Raw genomic sequence first — 20276 nt, 5'->3', positions numbered from 1 at the left:
CGGAGCCCGGAGATCCGCGGGGATCTCCGGGCTCGACGGCACCGCCTCAGCCGCGCTGGATGAGCAGCTCGTCGTCGCCGAGCTCCACCCTGACCTTGTCGCCGTCGGCGATCTCGCCGGACAGCACGGCCTTGGCCAGCTTGTCGCCGATGGCCGACTGGACCAGGCGGCGCAGCGGGCGGGCGCCGTACAGGGGGTCGTAGCCGGTCAGCGAGAGCCATTCGCGGGCGGCCGGGCTGACCTCCAGCGTCAGGCGGCGGTCGGCCAGCCGCTGGGCCAGGCGGTCGACCTGGAGGTCGACGATCTGGGCCAGCTCCTCGGAGCCGAGCGCGTCGAAGAGGATGACGTCGTCGAGCCGGTTGAGGAACTCCGGCTTGAACGAGCCGCGCACCGCCCCCATGACGGCCTCGCGCTTGGCGTCGTTCTCCAGCTTCGGATCGACCAGGAACTGCGAGCCGATGTTGGAGGTCAGGATCAGGATCGTGTTGCGGAAGTCGACCGTGCGGCCCTGGCCGTCGGTCAGCCGTCCGTCGTCGAGCACCTGGAGGAGGATGTCGAACACCTCCGGGTGCGCCTTCTCCACCTCGTCCAGCAGCACCACCGTGTACGGCCGCCGCCGGACGGCCTCGGTGAGCTGGCCGCCCTCCTCGTAGCCGACGTAGCCGGGAGGCGCGCCGACGAGCCTGGCCACGCTGTGCTTCTCGGAGTATTCGCTCATGTCGATGCGGGTCATCGCCCGCTCGTCGTCGAACAGGAACTCCGCCAGCGCCTTGGCCAGCTCGGTCTTGCCCACACCGGTGGGCCCGAGGAACAGGAACGAGCCCGTGGGACGGTCGGGGTCGGCGATGCCGGCCCTGCTGCGGCGCACGGCGTCGGAGACGGCCTGTACGGCCTGCTGCTGGCCGATGAGCCGCCGGCCCAGCTCCTCCTCCATCCGCAGCAGTTTGGCCGTCTCGGCCTCCAGCAGGCGGCCGGCGGGGATGCCCGTCCAGGAGGAGATGACCTCGGCGATGTCGTCGGCGCCGACCTCCTCCTTGACCATGGCGTTGTCCGGCGGCGCGGCGTCGGAGGCGGCCTGGAGGGCCTGCTCCAGCCGGGGCACCTCGGCGTACATGAGCCGGGAGGCGGCCTCGAAGTCGCCGTCGCGCTGGGCCCGCTCGGCCGCGCCCCTGGCCTCGTCGAGCTGCTTCTTCAGCTCGCCGACCTTGTTGAGCCCGGCCTTCTCGTGCTCCCAGCGGCCGACGAGGGCGTTGAGCTCCTCCTGGCGGTCGGCCAGCTCCTGGCGCAGGCGGTCGAGCCGCTGGACCGACGCCTCGTCGGTCTCCTTCGTCAGGGCCAGCTCCTCCATCTTCATGCGGTCGACGCTCCGCTGGAGCTGGTCGATCTCCACGGGACGGGAGTCGATCTCCATGCGCAGCCGCGAGGCGGCCTCGTCGACCAGGTCGATGGCCTTGTCGGGGAGGAAGCGGTTGGTGATGTAGCGGTCGGACAGGGCGGCGGCGGCGACCAGCGCGCCGTCGGCGATCTGCACCTGGTGGTGCGCCTCGTAGCGGCCCTTGAGCCCGCGCAGGATCGCGATCGTGTCCTCGACCGTGGGCTCGCCCACGTAGACCTGCTGGAAGCGGCGTTCCAGCGCGGGGTCCTTCTCGATGCGCTCGCGGTATTCGTCGAGCGTGGTCGCGCCGATCATGCGCAGCTCGCCGCGGGCCAGCATGGGCTTGAGCATGTTGCCGGCGTCCATGGCGCCCTCGGCGGCCCCCGCGCCGACGACGGTGTGCAGCTCGTCGATGAACGTCACGATCTGCCCGTTGCTCTCCTTGATCTCGGAGAGGACGGCCTTGAGACGCTCCTCGAACTCGCCGCGGTACTTCGCGCCGGCCACCATCGCGCCCAGGTCGAGCGAGATCAGCCGCTTGTTGCGCAGCGACTCGGGCACGTCCCCGGCCACGATGCGCTGGGCCAGGCCCTCGACGACGGCGGTCTTGCCGACGCCGGGCTCGCCGATCAGCACCGGGTTGTTCTTGGTGCGGCGGCTGAGCACCTGGACCACGCGGCGGATCTCCGAGTCGCGGCCGATCACCGGGTCGAGGCCGCCGCCGCGGGCCCGCTCGGTCAGGTCGACGCCGTACTTCTCCAGCGCCTGGTAGGTGTCCTCGGGCGTCTCGCTGGTGACGCGGGCGTGGCCGCGTACCTTCTCGAAGGCGTCGAGCAGCGCCTGCGGGGTCGCGCCCTGCGCCTTGAGCAGCTCGGCCATCGGGCCGCCGTCGGCCGCCAGGCCGACGAGCAGGTGCTCGGTCGAGACATAGAGGTCTTCGAGGCGGTTGGCGTGCTGGGCGGCGGTGTTCATGACGGTGAGCAGCTGCCGCGAGCTCGACGGCGCGCCCACTGTCGCGCCCTGAGCCTTCGGCAGCGCCGCGAGCTGCTCCTCGACGCGCGCCCGCAGCGTGCGCCAGTCGGCGCCGACCGCTTCGAGCAGCGGCACGGCCGTGCCGCCCGTCTGGGAGAGCAGCGTGGAGAGCAGATGGGCCGGAGAGATCTCCGGGTTGCCCTCGGCGGCGGCGCGCCGCATGGCACCCGAGAGAGCTTCCTGGCTCTTCTGGGTGAGCTTGTAGTCCATAACCTAGGCCCCCGGTGGCAGCTCGTAGCGGATCAGCGCCCTGACCATCCGCATCTCGGCGCGCAGGCGGTGAACCTCCTCACGCAGCCGCAGAGCTTCGTTCTCGAGCTCGAGGATCCGCTTGATGCCCGCGAGGTTGATGCCCTCCTCCTGGGAGAGCCGCTGGACCTCGCGGAGCTGGATGATGTCTCTTGTGGAGTAGAGGCGGCCGCGCCCGGCGGTGCGGCCCGGGCTGACCAGGCCGAGCCGGTCGTACTGGCGCAGCGTCTGCGGATGGAGCCCGGAGAGCTGCGCGGCCACCGAAATCACATAAACAGGCGTGTCGTCGGACAGGTCGAAATAGTTGGCGTCCATCGGCTACTCGCTTCTGGCTCGCTGAATGAGATCGGCGCGCGGGTCGTCGCCCGCGGTCGCGGTGTTGAACTCGGTGAGGAGCTCGCGCGACTTGTCGTCGAGCGTCTTCGGCACGAGCACCTCGACGCTGGCGAGCAGGTCACCCTTGGTGCCGTCCTTGCGGGTGACGCCCCTGCCCCGCACGCGGAACGTGCGGCCGTTGGGCGTGCCCGCCGGGACGCGCAGGGTCACCGGCATGCCCTTGAGGATCGGCACCTTGATCTCGGCGCCCAGCGCGGCCTCCGAGAACGTCACGGGAACCGTGATCGTGAGGTTGTCGCCCGTCCGGCCGAACACGTGGTGCGGCTTGACGTGCGTCAGGATGTAGAGGTCGCCGGCCGGGCCGCCGTTCTCGCCCGGCGCGCCCTTGCCCTTGAGCTTGACCCGCTGCCCGTCGGCCACGCCGGCGGGGATCCTGGCCTGGATCGTGCGGGTGCTCTTGGCCCGGCCGTTGCCCTCGCACACGGGGCAGGGGTCGTCCACGAGCAGCCCGCGGCCCTTGCAGTCGCGGCAGGGCTCGGAGAAGGCGAAGTTGCCCAGGTTGCGGCTGGCCGCGCCGGTGCCCTCGCAGGTGGGGCAGACCCGGGGGGTCGTGCCCGCCTTGGCGCCGGTGCCGCTGCACGCGGTGCAGGCGGCCGAGCTCGTCAGCCTGAGCGAGACCGTGGTGCCCTCGACGGCCTCGGTGAACGAGAGCGTGACCTCGGACTCGACGTCCTGGCCGCGGCGCGGTCTGGTCGCGCTCGTCGTGCGGGTGGAGCCCCCCGCCCCACCGCGGTTGAACAGCCCGCCGAACAGGTCGCCGAGCCGCTCACCGGCGCCCCCGCCCTGCTGGCCGGCGGTGCCGCCGAACAGGTCGCCGAAGTCGAACGGGAAACCGCCACCGCCGGGGCGCTGTCCGCCCACCCCGGACCCGAACAGCGTGCGCGCCTCGTCGTACTCCTTGCGGCGCTTGCTGTCGGACAGGATGTCGTACGCCTCCGAGACCTCCTTGAACTTGGTCTCCTTGGCGGCGTCGCCCTGGTTGGTGTCCGGATGGTACTGCCTGGCCAGCTTCCGGTACGCCTTCTTGATCTCGTCGGCGGTGGCGGTCTTGGGCACACCAAGGACGGCGTAGTAGTCCTTTTCCAGGTAGTCCTTGGTGCTCATCTACGGCCCTTCGTCCTTTTGTCAGTTTGCTTCGTCGTCATTGGACGCGGGAGGAGCGTCCTCGGGCTCGGCCACCGCCACCCGCGCCGGGCGCAGCACCCGCTCACCCATCCGGTAACCGGGCTGCAGCACCTCGATCGCGGTAGGCTCGGTCACGTCGGGCGAGTAGCTGTGCATCAGCGCCTCGTGGACCGTCGGGTCGAACGGGTCGCCCTTCTGGCCGTAGGCGCTGAGGCCCAGCTTGGTGAGCACCGACTCCAGCGACTCCGCCACCTTCGCGAAGCCACCGGTCAGCTCGCCGTGGTCACGGGCCCGTCCGATGTCGTCGAGCACAGGGAGGAGCTCGGTCAGCGCGCCGGCGACGGCCTGCTCGCGGACCGCGACCCTGTCGCGCTCGACCCTTCTGCGGTAGTTCGTGTACTCCGCCTGGAGGCGCTGGAGGTCGGCGGTCCGCTCGGCGAGCTGGGCCGCCAGCTCACCGTCGTGGGCCGCCGCCGGCGCCTGCTCGGCGGGCGCCTCGGGCTGCTCGCCCGAGGTCTCCCGAACCTCGCCCGTCTCCGGGTCGATCTTGCGCTTGTCGCGGATCACCGGCTCCTCGTGCCCGTTGTCGCGCGCCGGCATCACTGGTCCTTCTTCGGCTGGTCTTCGTCGACGATCTCGGCCTCGACCACGTCGTCGTCGGCCTTGGCGCCCTGACCGGCCGTGGCGTCCTGCGGAGCGCCCTCGGGACCGGCCTGCTGGCCCTGGCTGGCGGCGTAGATGGCCGAGCCCATCTTCTGGCTGACCGTGGCGAGCTTCTCCGCGGAGGTGCGGATGACGTCGGTGTCGGTGCCCTCAAGAGCCTTCTTCAGCTCCGCCAGGGCGTCGTTGACCTCGGTCTTGATGTCGCCGGGGACCTTGTCGTCGTTCTCGCGGAGGAACTTCTCCGTCTGGTAGGCCAGACCGTCCGCGTTGTTGCGGACCTCGGCCTCCTCGCGGCGCTTCTTGTCCTCCTCGGCGTACGACTCGGCCTCGCGCATCATGCGCTCGATGTCGTCCTTCGGCAGCGCGGAGCCGCCGGTGATGGTCATCGTCTGCTCCTTGCCCGTGCCCAGGTCCTTGGCGGAGACGTTGACGATGCCGTTGGCGTCGATGTCGAAGGTGACCTCGATCTGCGGGATGCCGCGCGGCGCAGGGGCGATGCCGGTCAGCTCGAAGGTGGCCAGCTTCTTGTTGTACGAGGCGATCTCGCGCTCGCCCTGGTAGACCTGGATCTGCACCGACGGCTGGTTGTCCTCGGCCGTGGTGAAGACCTCCGAGCGCTTGGTCGGGATCGTCGTGTTGCGCTCGATGATCTTGGTGAAGATGCCGCCCTTGGTCTCGATGCCCAGCGACAGCGGGGTCACGTCGAGCAGGAGGACGTCCTTGACCTCACCCTTGAGCACGCCGGCCTGGAGAGCGGCGCCGATGGCGACGACCTCGTCGGGGTTGACGCCCTTGTTGGGCTCCTTGCCGCCGGTCAGCTCGCGGACGAGCTCGGTGACGGCGGGCATGCGGGTCGAGCCGCCGACGAGCACCACGTGCGCGATGTCGGAGACCTTGATGCCGGCGTCCTTGATGACCTGGTGGAACGGGCCCTTGGTGCGCTCGAGCAGGTCGGCCGTCAGGCGCTGGAACTCGGCCCTGGTCAGCTTCTCGTCGAGGTGCAGCGGGCCCTCGGAGGAGGCGGTGATGTAGGGCAGGTTGATGTTGGTCTCGGCCTGGCTGGACAGCTCGATCTTGGCCTTCTCCGCGGCCTCACGCAGGCGCTGGAGGGCCATCTTGTCCTTGGCGAGGTCGACGCCGTGGGCGTTCTGGAAGCGCTTGACCAGCTCGTCGACGACGCGCTGGTCCCAGTCGTCGCCACCGAGGTGGTTGTCGCCGGAGGTGGCCTTGACCTCGACGAAGCCGTGGCCGTCCTCCTGGCCGACGTCGAGCAGCGAGACGTCGAAGGTGCCGCCGCCGAGGTCGAAGACCAGGATCGTCTGGTCCTGCTCCTTGTCGAGCCCGTAGGCGAGGGCCGCGGCGGTCGGCTCGTTGATGATGCGCAGGACGTTGAGGCCCGCGACCGTGCCGGCCTCCTTGGTGGCCTGGCGCTGGGCGTCGTTGAAGTACGCCGGGACGGTGACCACCGCGTCGGTGATCTTCTCGCCCAGGTACGCCTCGGCGTCCTGCTTCAGCTTCTGCAGCACGAAGGCGCTGATCTGCTGGGGGGAGAACTTCTTGCCGTCGATCTCCTGGGACCAGTTGGTGCCCATCTCGCGCTTGACCGAGCGGATCGTCCGGTCAACGTTGGTGACGGCCTGCCGCTTGGCGACCTCGCCCACCAGGACCTCGCCGTTCTTCGCGAAGGCGACCACGGACGGCGTGGTCCGCGAGCCCTGCGCGTTGGCGATGACGGTGGGCTCACCGCCCTCGAGGATCGAGACGACGGAGTTGGTCGTCCCAAGGTCGATACCTACCGCACGTGCCATGAGTACGTCCTTGTAGTCAAAGTTGAGTCGGTTGGACTCAAGCTACGGATTCGTGTCGTCTTTGTCAAACGACTTGAGCCTACCCGACTCAACCCCTGTGAGCGTGACGGCATTCCCGACAATCGGGCACCAAACCGTGATTCTCCACAACCCGCGTAACGGGGGCGGGCGCCCGCTGGTTCCACCTGATCACCAGGCCGGCCGCAAGGATGAGCGGTTCCCATGGGACCACGCCGCGGGTCCCTGCTCCGGTGATCGCAGACGGAGGGCAAGCCAGACTGCCGGGACCATGGCGTTCCCGGAGTCGTTCCTGACGTACGGCGTCGGCCGGTTGCCGAGCCTGCCCAAGGCCGGGGCCGCGGGGGACGTGCCGTACCTGCCGGGAACGGCGGGATCGACGCGCGCCCGGCCGTTCCCGAGGGCTGCCGGCGCCTCGGGCGCTAGGGCTTCGCGCCGTCCACGAGCTTGCGCTTGCCGAGGGCGTGCTTGAGCTTGACGGTCGTGGTCTTCTCCAGGGCCAGCATGATGCAGGACACGTCCTTGGCCTTCGGGGACGTGCCCTCGTACAGGGTGATGGTGACCTTCTTGGCGGTCTCCTTGACCTTGACCTTGTCCAGCACGGTGCACGGCTCCACGCCCGACCACCAGGTGAGCCTGACCTGCTTGCCGCGTGCGACGGCCGTGGCCTTGGTCCAGCGGACCTTGTGCACGTTGATGGCGTCGCCGGTGGGCTTGACCGGCTCGGGGGCCTTGCTGGGGGCGGTGGTGACCGGTGTCACGACGTGCTCGGCGGGCGTCTGCGGCAGCGGACGGGCGGCCGGCGGCGATGTGGCACAACCCGTCGCGAGCACCAGAGAACCGGCGAGAAGAGTCGCTGTCGTCATTGTGCGCATATCCATAAGACGAAAAGGGCAGGTCCGCGGTTCAGCGATATACCCGGGAAGTGGGCGGTTAGTGTGGGTCACGTGCTCCGTCAGGCAATGCTCGCCGTCTCCAAGAGCGAACGCGCCGAACGCGTCATCACCACATCGCCGCTGACCAGGGACGTGGTCAAGCGATACGTCGCCGACGACGTCGGCGAGGTCATCCGCGGGCTGGCCCACGAGGGCCTGCTCGTGACCGTCGACCACCTGGGCGAAGAGGTGACCGACAGGAGACAGGCCGAGGCGGCGGTGCGCGAGTACCTGTCGCTGCTCGACCGGCTGCCGCCGGGCGGCGACGCCTCGGTCAAGCTGACCGCGCTCGGGCTGCGGCTGTCGGAGCAGGTCGCGCTCGACAACGCGGCCACCATCTGCGAGGCGGCGGCCCCCCGCGGCATCACGGTCACGCTCGACGCCGAAGAGCACGACACGATCGGCGGGCTGCACTTCGTGCACGCCACCCTGCGCAAGGAGCACCCCGACGTCGGGATCGTGGTCCAGGCGTACCTGCCCGACGCGCTCGAACGCTGCGAGAAGCTGGCCGGCGCCCGCGTGCGGCTCTGCAAGGGCGCCTACACCGCCCCCGGCGCCTACAGCAGGCCGGCCGACGTCGACCGCTCGTTCGTCCGCTGCCTCAAGATCCTCATGGCGGGCACCGGCTACCCCATGATCGCCACGCACGACCCCAGGATGATCCAGATCGCCTCCACCCTGGCCGTGCTCGACGGCCGCGACGTCAACGGCTTCGAGTACCAGATGTTGTACGGCGTGCGCCCCGGCGAGCAGCGCCGTCTGGCCGGGCTGGGCGGCCAGGTGCGCGTGTACGTCCCGTACGGCGCCGACTGGTACGCCTACCTCATGCGCCGCCTGGCCGAACGCCCCCGCAACCTGGCGTTCTTCCTCAGATCGCTGCTGTCGCGGGGCTAGTAGGCTGGGGCCGGCGTCCGTTCCCCTTCGAGAGGTCGAGATGATCGCGATTCTGGGCACCGGCAAGATGGGCGAGGCCCTGCTGTCCGGGCTGCTGCGCGCCGGGTTCAAGCCGGGCGACATCATGGCGACCAGCCGCCGTCCGGAGCGGGCGCAGGCGCTGCGCGAGACGTACGGCGTGCGCACGGTCGACAACGCCGAGGCGGCCAAGTCGGCCGACACCCTGATCCTGGCCGTCAAGCCCCAGGACATGGCGACCCTGCTGGCGGAGATCGCCCCCTACGTCCCGGCCGACCGCCTGGTCATCACGGCGGCGGCCGGCATCACCACCGCGTTCGTCGAGCAGCGGCTCGGCGTCGAGGTGCCGGTGGTCCGGGTCATGTCCAACACGCCGATCAAGTTCGACGAGGCGATGAGCGTGATCTCGGCGGGCGCGCACGCCGGCGAGGAGCACCTCAAGCTCACCGAGGGCCTGCTCAAGCCGGTCGGCAAGGTGCTGCGCATCCCCGAGTCCCAGCAGGACGCCGCGACCGCGCTGTCCGGCAGCGGCCCCGCCTACTTCTTCTACCTGGTCGAGGCCATGGTCGACGCGGGCATCCTGCTCGGCATGCCGCGGGCCGCCGCGCTCGACATGGTCACCCAGTCGATCGTCGGCGCGGCCGTGATGCTGCGCGACTCCGGTGAGCACCCGGTGATCCTGCGGGAGGCCGTCACCTCGCCGGGCGGCACCACGATCGCGGCCATCGCCGAGCTGGAGCGCCACAGCGTGCGCGCCGCCTTCCTGGCCGCCATCGAGGCCGCCCGCGACCGGGGGCGCCAGCTCGCCTCGGGCTGACCGGCGGCGGGAGTGCCCGGCCGCCGGGTGCGGCTCAGGCGTCCCGCCGCTGCAGGAGCACGGCCCCCGCCACCACCGCGACGGCGACCCACAGCGCGTAGACGCCGAGCCCGCTCCACGGCCCCAGCGGGTTCCCGGGCTGGTCCAGCACGATCTCCATACCGGCGTTGGTGGTGAAGTGGTCCGCGACGGCCTTGCCCCACGCGCCGGGCAGCGCGTTGGTGAGCTGCGGCAGCACCATCATCAGCGCGATGGCCGAGACGATCGCGCCCGGCGTGTGCCGGATCACCGTGCCGAGCCCCAGCCCGAACAGGCCGCAGGCGGTGAGGTAGAGCCCGGCCCCGAACACCGACTGCGCCGCGGTGCCCACGTCGACCGAGTCCGGCCGGAGGATCGCCACGCCGACGGCCACCGCGGCGGCCGCCGCGACGGTGGAGACGACCAGCGCCGTCACGGTGAACACCACGATCTTGCCGGTGAGCAGCTTCAGCCGCCGCGGCACGGCCAGCAGCGACGTGCGGATGCCGCCGGTCCGGTATTCGCTGGAGATCACCAGCACGCCCAGCGTGGCCATGGACAGCGCGGCGAACATGATGCCGGTCAGGCTCGTCATGACGGCCTGGTCACCGGTGATGGGCTGCCCGTCGGCCGTGGCCCTGGACGCGACCGACAGCAGCCCGCCCAGGCCGATCAGGAGCACGGCGGTGACGGCGAGCGTCCACACCGTCGAACGCACCGAACGGATCTTGGTCCATTCGGACCTCAGGATGTCGGTCATGACGAGTACTCCACACTGTCCTTGGTGAGCTCCATGTACGCCGCTTCGAGCGAGGGCTGCACGAACGTCAGCTCCTCCAGGGGGATCCCGGCCCGAGCGGTCAGGGTGCCGATCTCCAGCGTGCTCATCGCGGTGACGCGCAGGTGGTCGGGGTACAGGTCGCCCACCTTGACCAGGTCGGCGACCTCGGCCAGGCGCGGGGAGCGCACCCGTACGTAACCCTGCGAGCTGCGCCCGATGAACTCCTGCACGCTCGTGTCGGCGATCAGCCGGCCCCGGCCGATGACGATCAGGTGGTCGGCCGTCTGGGCCATCTCGCTCATGAGGTGGCTGGAGACGAACACCGTGCGCCCTTCGGCGGCCAGCTTGCGCATGAACGTGCGGATCCACAGGATGCCCTCGGGGTCGAGCCCGTTGACCGGCTCGTCGAAGAGCAGGATCTCGGGGTCGCCGAGCAGCGCGGCCGCGATGCCGAGGCGCTGCGACATGCCGAGCGAGAAACCGCCGATCCGCCGCCGCGCCACCTCGCGCAGGCCGACGGCCTCCAGCACCTCGTTCACCCGGCCCGCCGGGATGCCGTTGCTCTGGGCGATGGCCAGCAGGTGGTTGCGGGCGCTGCGGCCGCCGTGCACGGCCTTGGCGTCCAGCAGCGCGCCCACTTTGCGCAGCGGGTGCCGATGCTCCTGGTACGGCCGCCCGTCCACCAGCACGGACCCGCTCGACGGCCGGTCGAGGCCGAGGATCATCCGCATGGTCGTGGACTTGCCGGCGCCGTTCGGCCCGAGGAACCCGGTCACCTGGCCGGGCTCGACGTCGAACGACAGGTCCGCGACGGCATGGGTGGCGCCGTAGCGTTTGCTCAGGTTGGTTGCGCGAATCGCCGTCATGCCACCAAGCGTGCCGCCCGGGGCCTGCCGTTCTCTTCGGCCGTGAGGACGTTCTTGCCGGGCGCGGCCTGGGAGCCTGGTCCTAGTCTCCAGGTTTGATCAGCGCCGCCTCGTACGCGACGATCACGGCCTGCGCCCGGTCCCTGACCCCGATCTTGGCGAACAGGCTGGTCACGTGGTTCTTGACGGTCGAGGGGGAGACGGCCAGCTGCCCGGCGATCTCGGTGTTCGACCGGCCCCTGGCGATCAGCACGAGGATCTCCCGCTCGCGCTCGGTCAGCGCGTCCAGCGCGGGCGGCGCGGGCGCGGCCGGCGGCCTCGACGCGCGGACGAACGTGCCGATCAGCCGGGTCAGCAGCCGCGGCGCGACCGCCGACTCGCCCCGGTGCACCACGCGCACGCCCTCGATCAGCTCCTCCGGGGAGACGTCCTTGGGCAGGAAGCCGTCGGCGCCCGCCCGCAGCGCCGCGAGCACGTTCTCGTCCAGGTCGAACGTGCTCAGCGCGAGCACCCGCACGCCCGGCAGCTCCGAGGTGATCAGCTCGGTGGCCCGCACGCCGTCGAGCCCCGGCATGTGCAGGTCCATCAGCACCACGTCGGGACGCAGCCGCCGGCTCAGCTCGACGGCCCGCTCGCCGTCGCCGGCCTCGCCCACCACGGACAGGTCGGGCTGCGCGTCGAGCATCAGCCGGAACCCCTTGCGGACCAGCTCGTGGTCGTCGACCAGCAGCACCGTGATCATGTTGCCTCCAAGGGGATGCGGGCGTGCACCCGGAATCCTCCCCCGGGACGCGGGCCGGTCGAAAGCTGGCCGCCGCACAACGCGACCCGCTCGGCCATGCCGCCCAGCCCGAACCCCGGCGCGCCGCCCTGCTGCGGCACGCCGTCGTCGAGCACCTCGACCTCCACCGCCTCGGACCCGTAGGCCAGGCGCACGCTGGCCCTGGCGCCGACCGCGTGCTTGCGGGTGTTGGTCAGCGCCTCCTGCACGATCCGGTAGACGGCGTGGTCCACGGCCGAGGGCAGCGCCACCGGCTCGCCCGTGACGGTCAGGCTGGCGGGCAGCCCGGCGCTCCTGGCCTCGCCGATGAGCGCGGGCAGGCGGTCGGCCCCCACGCCGGTCGCGGCGTCCGGGCCGTCGTTGCCGTCGGCCCGCAGCACGTGCAGCAGCCGGCGCATCTCCGACATCGCCTGGCGGGCGGTCTGCTGGGCGCTCTCCAGCGCCTCGCGGGTGACCTCCTGCTCGGGCGCGAGCGTCGCCCGCGCACCGCCGACCAGGGCGTTGATCACCGTGATGTGGTGCGCGACGACGTCGTGCAGCTCCCTGGCGATCCGCCGCCGCTCGGCCTGTACGGCGGCGTCGGCGGCCTCCAGCCTGCTGCGTTCGTTCAGCTCGGCCCTGGCCTTGACCAGCGCGCCGATGCCGGCCGGGATCGCGACGACGAAGGCGCCGGCCAGGAACTGCCCGAGGCCCGGCCCCTTGATCTCCATCACCGTGCCGTAGACCACGATCCCCACGACCGTCATGACCAGCGACGGACGGCCGGAGGAGTGCCGCACCAGGCTGTAGAAGGCGATGCCCTCCGGGATGGTGGCCGACGTCACGAGTCCGGCCGCGATGCCGACCACGTCGAACGCCGTCACGGCCCCGGCCACCAGCACCGGCCTGCTCCGGCGGACCAGCAGCAGCACGCTGGTCAGCAGGAAGTGCGCCGACCCCAGAGCCCCGTCGGCCCCCGTCTGGACGGACGACACGATCACCCCGAGGCCCGCGAACAAGGCGAGCACGACCACGATCGTGGTGTCGAAAACCCGGGGACGTCGGAAGAAATGGAAGATTCTGCGGAAAGGTCGCGCCCAGCGCACCATAAAACACTAAGTCACGAATTTTCTGATGCGACCGAGAGCATCCCCGACGATCACCCGGGCTACAACCGGAACAGGGCGCTGCGGTAACGTCGGCGCAAGGTGAGGGACGCGCGGAGGGCGGGGCATGAGCCGAACGGCACGAGTCATCTGGGACGACGCTCTCACCTCCTACAACTTCGGCCCGAGCCACCCGCTGGCGCCCATCAGGGTCGAGCTGACGATCGCGCTCGCCCGCGCGCTCGGCGTCCTCGACAAGGCCGAGATGGCCGGCTGCGCGCCCGCCGGCGACGACGAGCTGGCCATGGTGCACGACCGCGGCTACATCGAGGCGGTCAAGGGCGTCTCCGTGGCCGGCGTGCCCGACCTGCGGGCGGGGCTCGGCACCACCGACAATCCGGCCTTCAAGGGCGTGCACGAGGCGTCCGCGCTGATCGCGGGGGCGTCCCTGGCGGCAGCGCGCGCGGTCTGGGAGGGTGCGGCCGAGCACGCGGTCAACGTCGCGGGCGGGCTCCACCACGCCATGCCGGCCGCGGCCAGCGGCTTCTGCGTCTACAACGACCCGGCCCTGGCCATCGCCTGGCTGCTGGAGCAGGGGGCCACTCGGGTGGCCTACGTCGACGTCGACGTGCACCACGGCGACGGCGTGCAGGCCGTCTTCTACGACGACCCCCGGGTGCTGACGATCAGCCTGCACGAGAGCCCGCGCACGCTGTTCCCGGGCACCGGCTTCCCGCACGAGACCGGCGCGGAGGGCACGGCCGTCAACGTGGCGCTCCCGGCCGGCTGCGGCGACTCCGGCTGGCTGCGCGCCTTCCACGCGGTCGTGCCGCCGCTGCTGCGCGAGTTCGGCCCGGAGATCCTGGTCACCCAGCACGGCTGCGACAGCCACGCGCTCGACCCCCTCGCCAACCTCATGCTCAGCATCGACGGCCAGCGCGCCGCCTACGCGGCCCTGCACGACCTGGCGCACGAGACGGCGGGCGGCCGGTGGATCGCGGTGGGCGGCGGCGGTTACGAGCTCGTCCAGGTCGTGCCGCGCATCTGGACGCACCTCATCGCCGAGGCCGCCGGCCATCCCGTCGATCCGGCCACGCCCACCCCCGACGCCTGGCGCCAGTACGTCAGGGAGCGCACCGGCGAGGCGCCCCCGCTGACCATGACCGACGGACGTAACCCGGAATTTCGCGACATCTCCGGCGGTTATGACCCAGCGGACCCCATCGACCGTGCGGTCATGGCGACCCGGCAGGCGGTGTTCCCTCTGCACGGCCTCGACCCGATGCCCTGACGACCGCCCCGACGACGCTCGACGTCCTCGATGCCCCTGATGAGGAAGACCTGTGCTGAGCCGCGACGAACTCCGCCGACACCTGATCCACAGCCGTATCGCCGGTGACGTCGCGACGTCGCGCGAGAACAACCTCGACCACTACAGCTCGCTGGCCAACCGCGACCCGTACTACATGCTCGGCCTGACGTTCGAGCAGCCGTGGACCTTCCGGGACGTCCTCGACCTGATGGCCAAGTCGGCCGGCGTGGTCGCCGATCCCGGCCACCGCCGCGGCCAGGACACCATCGACCCCGACCTGACGATCGACGCGATCGACGCCATGGCGGCGCGCATCGCGTCGGTGTTGTCGCGACCGGCCCCGCGGGTGCTGTTCGCCACCGGCCACCCGACCGGGCTGCTCGCCGTCCACCTGCCGCTGGCCAGGTTCGCCGTCGAGCGTGGCGCGACCCTGCTCACCCCGGCCGAGGGCTGGACGTACGCCGGCTCCGGCTTCGGCCGTCCGCGCCGCATCCGCTACCTCCAGGACGTCGCCATGCTCGACGACCGCGGCGGCTTCGTGCACACCCACGACTCGGCCCCGATGCGGCACATGCTCGACGAGCTCGAAGGCGGGCTGCCCGACCTGGTGATCGCCGACCACGGCTGGGCGGGGGCGGCGGGCGAGGCGGGCGTGCCGACGGTGGCCTTCGCCGACAGCAACGACCCCGGCCTGTTCCTCGGCGAGGCCGAGGGAAAGATCGACGTCGTCGTGCCACTCGACGACAATGTGCTACCCCGCTATTACGCTCCGCTGACCGAGCGGTTGGTCACTCTGGTCTCACGAGCCCTTTGAGTCGAAAACGGCCCTCCCCATACCGTCTTTTCGCGCCTGCATTCCAAGAGGCTCGCTGTCCCTTTGCCAACTTTTGATGGGGCTTGGGCGACTCTTATGTGTGGCAACTTGGACAGTTCCAAGGTCCAGGCGAGGTGCTCGGCCTGGCTGCTAACCAGCGACTTTACTGGTCCGGCTGACAGGTGGCTCCGCGGGCTGAGAAAATAGGGGGTTTGCGCACCCGGAGTCCCGACTTACGCTGACGGCAGTACACGTGCGTGAGCAATGGCACCAGTGGGGATAACCCGGAAACACGTGCGGAAGAGGCGTCCGATGGGTGCAGGCGAAAGACCTCTCAGCGAGGTGAAGTTCCTGACCGTGGCTGAAGTCGCGACGGTCATGAGGGTGTCCAAGATGACGGTGTACCGGCTCGTCCACTCAGGGGAGCTGCCGGCCATCCGAGTTGGCCGGTCGTTCCGAGTGCCCGAGCAGGCGGTCCACGACTATCTGCGGGAGGCCTACATCGAGGCAGGTTGAAGTAGCGGCGCGCCCGAACGCGCCGTGAATTCGGTCGCGGGAGAAGCCCGGCCTGCGCACCACGAGGCCGGGCTTTCACCCCCCAAGGGGCGATCCACCCCCGATCGCCGGTAGTCTGTCACCCGGTGTGCGCTCGCACATCGATTCAGACTTGCTATCAGTACCTGGGGGTCCCGTGGGCTCTGTGATCAAGAAGCGCCGCAAGCGGATGGCCAAGAAGAAGCACCGCAAGCTGCTCAAGAAGACGCGCATCCAGCGGCGTAACAAGAAGTAACCGACGCAGCTGCGAGGCGCTGATGACCCACACCGTGCTTGTCACCGGGGTCTCGCGCCACATAGGCGCCCGGGTGGCGAGCGTCCTCGCGGCTGACCCGGAGATCAGCCGCGTCATCGGAGTGGACACCGTGCCGCCCCCCTCGCTGACGCGGGACGGCGGCATCACTCTGGGCCGGACGGAATTCGTCCGGGTCGATCTGCGCAGCCCCGACATCGCCGAGGTGATCGCGGCCGCGGACATCGACACCGTTGTGCACATGAGCCTGGTCAGCGCCCCGTCCAAGGGCGATGGCAGGGCCGCCATGAAGGAGCACAACGTCATCGGCACCATGCAACTGCTCGGTGCCTGCCAGCGGTCGTCGACCGTGCGGCGCGTGGTGGTGCGCTCCACCACCGCCGTCTACGGCTCGTCCCCGCGCGATCCCGCGGTGTTCACCGAGGACCTGGAGCCGCACGTCGGCCCGGTCCACGGCTACGCCAAGGACGCGGCGGAGGTCGAGGGCTACGTGCGTGGTTTCGCGCGCCGCCGCCCCGACGTGACGGTGTCACTGCTGCGCTTCGCCAACTTCATGGGTCCGGGCGTCGACTCGCCGCTCACGCGTTACTTCACCCAGCCCGTCCTGCCGACGGTGTTCGGCTTCGACCCGCGGTTGCAGTTCGTCCACGAGGACGACGCGGTCGAGGTGCTGCGCAGGATGGCGAACGAAGACCACCCCGGCACGTTCAACGTGGCCGGGGCAGGCGTGTTGCTGCTGTCGCAGTGCGCGCGCCGGGCCGGGCGGGCGTCGCTGCCGCTGCTCGCGCCCGTCTTCCGCACGCTCGGCAACACCGTGCGCAGGCTCGGCCTCGTCGAGTACTCGCCCGAGCAGCTGCGGCTGATGAGCTACGGCCGGGCGGTCGACACCGCCAGGCTGGAGGCCGAGCTGGGCTGGCGGCCCAAGTACACCACCGCGGCGGCCTTCGACGACTTCGTGCGTTCACGGGGTATGCATCCGTTCGGAGGTGTGCGTCCGTGAGCGTGCCGCACGAGGAGGAAGGCCGGGTGATCCCGATCAGCGCCGCGCCGTCCTACGAGGAGCCCGACCCGCTGGCCCGGCTGCTGGCGTTCGTCCGCCGGCGCATCACCGGCGACTACGAGGTCGACGAGTTCGGCTACGACCCCGAGCTGACCGACAAGGTGCTCCTTGAGCTGATCAGGCCGCTCTACCACCGCTGGTTCAGGGTCGAGACGGCCGAGCTGAAGAACGTGCCCGCCGAGGGCGGCGCGCTGGTGGTGGCCAACCACTCCGGCACGCTGCCGATCGACGCGCTCATGATGCAGGTCGCCCTGCACGACGAGGCGGGCCGGGCCGTCCGCCTGCTCGGGGCCGACCTGGTCTACCAGCTCCCGCTGCTCGGTCACCTGTCCCGCAAGACCGGCCACACGCTGGCCTGCCCCGAGGACGCCGACCGGCTGCTGCGCAAGGGCGAGCTGGTCGGCGTGTTCCCCGAGGGCTTCAAGGGCGTCGGCAAGCCGTTCTCCGAGCGCTACAAGCTGCAGCGGTTCGGCCGGGGCGGGTTCGTGGCCTCGGCGATCCGCGCGGGCGTGCCGATCGTGCCCACGGCAATCGTGGGGGCCGAGGAGATCTATCCGAAGATCGGCGACCTGAAGTTCCTGGCGCGCATCCTCGGCGTCCCCTACCTGCCGATCACGCCGTTCTTCCCGTTGCTCGGGCCGCTCGGGCTGGTGCCGCTGCCGTCCAAGTGGATGATCGAGTTCGGCGAGCCGATCCGCACCGACGAGTACGAGCCCGCCGCGGCCGACGACCCGATGCTGGTGTTCAACCTGACCGACCACGTGCGCGAGGTCGTCCAGCAGATGCTCAACGAGTTGCGGCTGCGCAGGGGGCCGGCCTTCCCGCCGTTCCTGTGAAGGGTGCAACCGGTCGCGTCCGGCCGGTGTTCTTGCGGGTGTAGTCATTGACACCCGAGAGGAACCTCTTCGATGGATCTCCAGCTTTCCGGCCGTGTGGCCGTCGTCACCGGCGCGTCCAAGGGCATCGGCCTGGCCGTCGCGCGCACCCTGGCGGAGGAGGGCGTGCACGTCGTGGCGGCCTCGCGGACCGCGCCCGACGCCAAGGTGACGCACGTCGCGGTGGACCTGATGGACCCGCAGGCGCCCGCCCGGGTGATCGCCCGAGCCGTCGAGGAGTTCGGCGGGGTGGACATCCTGGTCAACAACGCCGGCGGGCCGCCCCCCGGCGTGACGCTGCCCCGGGTCGGGTTCATGGCGCCGGGCGACGACGACTGGCAGGCCATGTTCGAGTTCAACCTGTTCGCGGCCGTACGCATGATCCGCGCGGCCGTGCCCCTCATGGTGGAGCGCGGCGGCGGCTCGATCGTGAACATCTCCTCCGGCTCGGCCCGCCAGCCCGGGGCCATGAACGTGGACTACGGCGCGGCCAAGGCCGCCATGAACCACGTGAGCAAGGCCGTCTCGGAGGAGTACGGCCCGCAGGGCGTCCGGGTGAACACGATCTCGCCCGGCCCGGTGCTGACCGACTGGTGGACCAAGGACGGCGGCGCCGCCGACGTCATCGCCGGGATGGCAGGGGCCTCGAAGGAGGACGTCATCGCCCAGGTCGCCCCCGGCATGATGAAGCTGGCCACCGGACGCCTGGTGAGCCCGCAGGAGATCGCCGACATGGTGGCCCTGCTGGTCTCGCCGCGCTCGGGCAGCACGACCGGCGCCGACATCGCCGTGGACGGCGGGTTCCTGAAGGAGATCTGAACCCTCTTGGCGGGTTGTGGCAAGACATCCGTGACCGATTCTCCACAGAAGGGCGGAGATGATCACGCAACCCGCCACCAGGGGGGCGGACTCGGAGCTCATGAGCGCCTCCCTGACCGAGCCGGAGGCGTTCGCCGAGCTGTTCGACCGCTACTCCGCCATGCTCTACCGGTACGTCTCCAAACGCCTCGGCCCTGAGCCCGCCGAGGACCTCGTCGGCGAGACGTTCCTCGTCGCGTTCTCCCGCCGCAAGAGCTACGACCTGTCCTGCCCCGACGCCAGGCCGTGGCTCTTCGGCATCCTCACCAAGCTCATCTCCCGCCACCACCGCAAGGAGGCGGCGCGGTACCGGGCGTTCCTGCGGTCCCCCCTCGACCAGGACGTGGAGTCGCCCGCCGACCGCGTCGCCGCGGGGGTCACGGCGCAGGCCGCCCGTCCCCGCCTGGCGGGCGCGCTGGCCGCGCTGCCCGCCAAGGACCGGGACGTCCTGCTGCTGATCGCCTGGGGCGACCTCACCTACGAAGAGGTCGCCCGGGCCCTCGGCATCCCGATCGGAACCGTGCGCTCCCGCCTCAACAGGGGCAGGCGGAAGGTGCGGGCCGCGCTCGGCGACACCAACCCCATGCTGGCGGAGGAGTGACCATGGACGACCTGCGGATGCTCCGCGACCTCGGCGGGGAACTGGAGCACGAGCCGCCCCCGACGCTCGCCCGCCAGCGCGACCGCCTGCTGCGGGAGCGCCCGCGCCGCCGATGGAACGCCTACTGGACGGCCGGCCTGGTCGCCGTGGGCACGGCCGCGGCCGTCGCGGTGCCGACCATGCTGGTCAACAGCAACATCGTGGCCGCTCCGTCGACGGGCGTGCGGCCGGTCGACATCACCGGCGCCCGCAACATCCTGGTGATCGGCTCCGACACGCGCGGCGGGCCGGGCAACGCCGACTACGGCCCCGCCATGGCCAGGACGCCCGACAAGGGCGGCAGGCGCTCCGACACCATCCTGCTCGTGCACGTGCCCGCCGACCGCGGCCAGGCCGTCGGGGTCAGCGTGCCGCGCGACTCGATCGTGCAGATCCCGTCGTGCGGGTCCGACCCGGCGCGGAAGGACATGATCAACTCGGCGTACAACACCGGGGGCGCGGGCTGTCTGGTCAAGACGCTGGAGAAGCTCACCGACGTCCGCATCGACCACACGGTCGAGGTCGACTTCGCCGGCTTCAAGGGCATGGTGGACGCGCTCGGCGGCGTGCAGATCACGCTCAGGTCGCCCGTGGACGACAAGGCGTCCAAGCTGAAACTGCCCGCGGGCAAGGTCATGCTCAACGGCGAGAGCGCCCTCGGCTACGCCCGCCTGCGCCGCTACGGCGACGGCTCGGACGTCCAGCGGATCAAGCGGCAGCAGATCCTGCTGCTGGCGATGCTGAAGAAGGCGAGGAGCACGGCCGCCGACCCGGCCCGGCTGCGCGACTTCGTCGGCGAGGTGCGCAAGTCGGTCAAGACGGACCTGAGCCTGGAGGCCATGGTCGAGCTGGCCAGGGCCACGTCCGCGACGCGGGTGGCGTTCGTCACCGTGCCCTGGAAACCGGCCCAGGACGACCCCAACCGGATCGAGTGGCGGCAGCCGGACGCCCAGAAGCTGTTCGAACGCCTGCGATGACCGGCGCCGGCGCGCGCCCGGCCGTGGACGTCAAGGAGCCGTCCACGCCGCCGGGCCGCGCCGGTGGCCCC

General features: G+C 70.7%; 20 protein-coding genes and 1 pseudogene. 11 read left to right on the top strand and 10 right to left on the bottom strand.

What is annotated here, in order from left to right:
* Positions 1-46: 46 nt before the first annotated feature.
* The 6 genes and pseudogenes from clpB to ACIBK9_RS02690 form a co-directional block, all read right to left on the bottom strand.
* The gene (gene clpB / locus ACIBK9_RS02715) at positions 47-2617 is read right to left on the bottom strand and encodes an ATP-dependent chaperone ClpB (RefSeq protein WP_358290347.1); all 2571 of its coding nucleotides are present in this window, start codon (positions 2615-2617) and stop codon (positions 47-49) included.
* Positions 2618-2647: 30 nt separating this feature from the next.
* Positions 2648-2971 (bottom strand): annotated as a pseudogene (locus tag ACIBK9_RS02710) (heat shock protein transcriptional repressor HspR); the annotation flags it as partial.
* Positions 2972-2974: 3 nt separating this feature from the next.
* The gene (dnaJ, locus tag ACIBK9_RS02705; protein WP_397154646.1) at positions 2975-4156 is read right to left on the bottom strand and encodes a molecular chaperone DnaJ; all 1182 of its coding nucleotides are present in this window, start codon (positions 4154-4156) and stop codon (positions 2975-2977) included.
* A gap of 21 nt (positions 4157-4177) precedes the next feature.
* Positions 4178-4777, bottom strand: coding sequence for a nucleotide exchange factor GrpE (gene grpE / locus ACIBK9_RS02700; protein WP_357966251.1), 600 nt, complete (start codon positions 4775-4777; stop codon positions 4178-4180).
* Complete coding sequence (gene dnaK, locus ACIBK9_RS02695) at positions 4777-6648, bottom strand: molecular chaperone DnaK (protein ID WP_397154644.1); 1872 nt, start codon at positions 6646-6648, stop codon at positions 4777-4779. The genes grpE and dnaK overlap by 1 nt, the downstream gene beginning before the upstream one ends.
* A gap of 440 nt (positions 6649-7088) precedes the next feature.
* A complete protein-coding gene (locus tag ACIBK9_RS02690; protein ID WP_397154642.1) occupies positions 7089-7532 on the bottom strand; it encodes a hypothetical protein in 444 nt (147 codons plus the stop codon).
* Positions 7533-7613: 81 nt separating this feature from the next.
* Between ACIBK9_RS02690 and ACIBK9_RS02685 the strand changes: the two genes are divergently transcribed.
* Together ACIBK9_RS02685 and proC are read left to right on the top strand one after the other, a co-directional pair.
* On the top strand, positions 7614-8495 hold the full coding sequence (locus tag ACIBK9_RS02685; protein ID WP_397154640.1) for a proline dehydrogenase family protein: 882 nt from the start codon (positions 7614-7616) through the stop codon (positions 8493-8495).
* A 40-nt stretch (positions 8496-8535) separates the two neighbouring features.
* The gene (gene proC, locus ACIBK9_RS02680) at positions 8536-9330 is read left to right on the top strand and encodes a pyrroline-5-carboxylate reductase (protein ID WP_352357328.1); all 795 of its coding nucleotides are present in this window, start codon (positions 8536-8538) and stop codon (positions 9328-9330) included.
* A gap of 34 nt (positions 9331-9364) precedes the next feature.
* Here proC and ACIBK9_RS02675 read toward each other — a convergent pair whose 3' ends face one another.
* The 4 genes from ACIBK9_RS02675 to ACIBK9_RS02660 all read right to left on the bottom strand — a co-directional run bounded on the left by ACIBK9_RS02675 (position 9365) and on the right by ACIBK9_RS02660 (position 12783).
* Positions 9365-10108, bottom strand: coding sequence for an ABC transporter permease (locus ACIBK9_RS02675; protein WP_397154637.1), 744 nt, complete (start codon positions 10106-10108; stop codon positions 9365-9367).
* A complete protein-coding gene (locus ACIBK9_RS02670; protein WP_352325260.1) occupies positions 10105-10995 on the bottom strand; it encodes an ABC transporter ATP-binding protein in 891 nt (296 codons plus the stop codon). The genes ACIBK9_RS02675 and ACIBK9_RS02670 overlap by 4 nt, the downstream gene beginning before the upstream one ends.
* 82 nt (positions 10996-11077) lie before the next feature.
* Complete coding sequence (locus ACIBK9_RS02665) at positions 11078-11737, bottom strand: response regulator (RefSeq protein WP_397154635.1); 660 nt, start codon at positions 11735-11737, stop codon at positions 11078-11080.
* Positions 11734-12783, bottom strand: a complete 1050-nt coding sequence (locus ACIBK9_RS02660; RefSeq protein ID WP_397154633.1) for a sensor histidine kinase — start codon at positions 12781-12783, stop codon at positions 11734-11736. Before ACIBK9_RS02660 ends, ACIBK9_RS02665 begins: the two co-directional genes overlap by 4 nt.
* A 205-nt stretch (positions 12784-12988) precedes the next feature.
* On the opposite strand from ACIBK9_RS02660, the gene ACIBK9_RS02655 reads away from it, so the two are divergent.
* From ACIBK9_RS02655 to ACIBK9_RS02615, 9 genes are all read left to right on the top strand, one after another.
* Positions 12989-14152, top strand: coding sequence for an acetoin utilization protein AcuC (locus ACIBK9_RS02655; RefSeq protein ID WP_397154631.1), 1164 nt, complete (start codon positions 12989-12991; stop codon positions 14150-14152).
* 52 nt (positions 14153-14204) lie between these two features.
* Entirely contained in the window at positions 14205-14987 is a 783-nt protein-coding gene (locus ACIBK9_RS02650) for a phosphatase (protein WP_358290319.1), read from the top strand.
* Positions 14988-15299: 312 nt separating this feature from the next.
* On the top strand, positions 15300-15503 hold the full coding sequence (locus tag ACIBK9_RS02645) for a helix-turn-helix domain-containing protein (RefSeq protein WP_026214222.1): 204 nt from the start codon (positions 15300-15302) through the stop codon (positions 15501-15503).
* 175 nt (positions 15504-15678) lie between these two features.
* The gene (locus ACIBK9_RS02640; RefSeq protein WP_018654693.1) at positions 15679-15777 is read left to right on the top strand and encodes a 30S ribosomal protein bS22; all 99 of its coding nucleotides are present in this window, start codon (positions 15679-15681) and stop codon (positions 15775-15777) included.
* 22 nt (positions 15778-15799) lie between these two features.
* Complete coding sequence (locus ACIBK9_RS02635; protein WP_358290316.1) at positions 15800-16795, top strand: NAD-dependent epimerase/dehydratase family protein; 996 nt, start codon at positions 15800-15802, stop codon at positions 16793-16795.
* On the top strand, positions 16792-17691 hold the full coding sequence (locus tag ACIBK9_RS02630; protein WP_397154628.1) for a lysophospholipid acyltransferase family protein: 900 nt from the start codon (positions 16792-16794) through the stop codon (positions 17689-17691). Before ACIBK9_RS02635 ends, ACIBK9_RS02630 begins: the two co-directional genes overlap by 4 nt.
* A gap of 72 nt (positions 17692-17763) precedes the next feature.
* The gene (locus tag ACIBK9_RS02625; RefSeq protein ID WP_358290313.1) at positions 17764-18549 is read left to right on the top strand and encodes an SDR family NAD(P)-dependent oxidoreductase; all 786 of its coding nucleotides are present in this window, start codon (positions 17764-17766) and stop codon (positions 18547-18549) included.
* Between the two features lie 58 nt (positions 18550-18607).
* The gene (locus ACIBK9_RS02620; RefSeq protein ID WP_397154625.1) at positions 18608-19189 is read left to right on the top strand and encodes an RNA polymerase sigma factor; all 582 of its coding nucleotides are present in this window, start codon (positions 18608-18610) and stop codon (positions 19187-19189) included.
* A 2-nt stretch (positions 19190-19191) separates the two neighbouring features.
* Positions 19192-20205: an LCP family protein gene (locus tag ACIBK9_RS02615; protein ID WP_397154623.1), complete on the top strand. Its 1014-nt coding sequence runs from the start codon at positions 19192-19194 to the stop codon at positions 20203-20205.
* Positions 20206-20276 lie beyond the last annotated feature (71 nt).

This window comes from Nonomuraea sp. NPDC050227 (assembly GCF_044459705.1).
In the GTDB taxonomy this organism is placed as follows: Bacteria; Actinomycetota; Actinomycetes; order Streptosporangiales; family Streptosporangiaceae; genus Nonomuraea.
Note: the sequence above shows the minus strand (reverse complement) of the source record. Positions and strands in the feature narration are given on the sequence as shown.

Excerpts from the sequence above, each read along its gene's own strand:
- clpB (WP_358290347.1), bottom strand. The coding sequence starts at position 2,617 with ATGGACTACAAGCTCACCCAGAAGAGCCAGGAAGCTCTCTCGGGTGCC.
- ACIBK9_RS02625 (WP_358290313.1), top strand. The coding sequence starts at position 17,764 with ATGGATCTCCAGCTTTCCGGCCGTGTGGCCGTCGTCACCGGCGCGTCC.
- ACIBK9_RS02645 (WP_026214222.1), top strand. The coding sequence starts at position 15,300 with ATGGGTGCAGGCGAAAGACCTCTCAGCGAGGTGAAGTTCCTGACCGTG.
- ACIBK9_RS02665 (WP_397154635.1), bottom strand. The coding sequence starts at position 11,737 with ATGATCACGGTGCTGCTGGTCGACGACCACGAGCTGGTCCGCAAGGGG.
- dnaJ (WP_397154646.1), bottom strand. The coding sequence starts at position 4,156 with ATGAGCACCAAGGACTACCTGGAAAAGGACTACTACGCCGTCCTTGGT.
- ACIBK9_RS02690 (WP_397154642.1), bottom strand. The coding sequence starts at position 7,532 with ATGACGACAGCGACTCTTCTCGCCGGTTCTCTGGTGCTCGCGACGGGT.
- ACIBK9_RS02670 (WP_352325260.1), bottom strand. The coding sequence starts at position 10,995 with ATGACGGCGATTCGCGCAACCAACCTGAGCAAACGCTACGGCGCCACC.
- ACIBK9_RS02620 (WP_397154625.1), top strand. The coding sequence starts at position 18,608 with ATGATCACGCAACCCGCCACCAGGGGGGCGGACTCGGAGCTCATGAGC.
- ACIBK9_RS02635 (WP_358290316.1), top strand. The coding sequence starts at position 15,800 with ATGACCCACACCGTGCTTGTCACCGGGGTCTCGCGCCACATAGGCGCC.
- ACIBK9_RS02675 (WP_397154637.1), bottom strand. The coding sequence starts at position 10,108 with ATGACCGACATCCTGAGGTCCGAATGGACCAAGATCCGTTCGGTGCGT.
- ACIBK9_RS02615 (WP_397154623.1), top strand. The coding sequence starts at position 19,192 with ATGGACGACCTGCGGATGCTCCGCGACCTCGGCGGGGAACTGGAGCAC.
- proC (WP_352357328.1), top strand. The coding sequence starts at position 8,536 with ATGATCGCGATTCTGGGCACCGGCAAGATGGGCGAGGCCCTGCTGTCC.
- grpE (WP_357966251.1), bottom strand. The coding sequence starts at position 4,777 with ATGCCGGCGCGCGACAACGGGCACGAGGAGCCGGTGATCCGCGACAAG.
- dnaK (WP_397154644.1), bottom strand. The coding sequence starts at position 6,648 with ATGGCACGTGCGGTAGGTATCGACCTTGGGACGACCAACTCCGTCGTC.
- ACIBK9_RS02655 (WP_397154631.1), top strand. The coding sequence starts at position 12,989 with ATGAGCCGAACGGCACGAGTCATCTGGGACGACGCTCTCACCTCCTAC.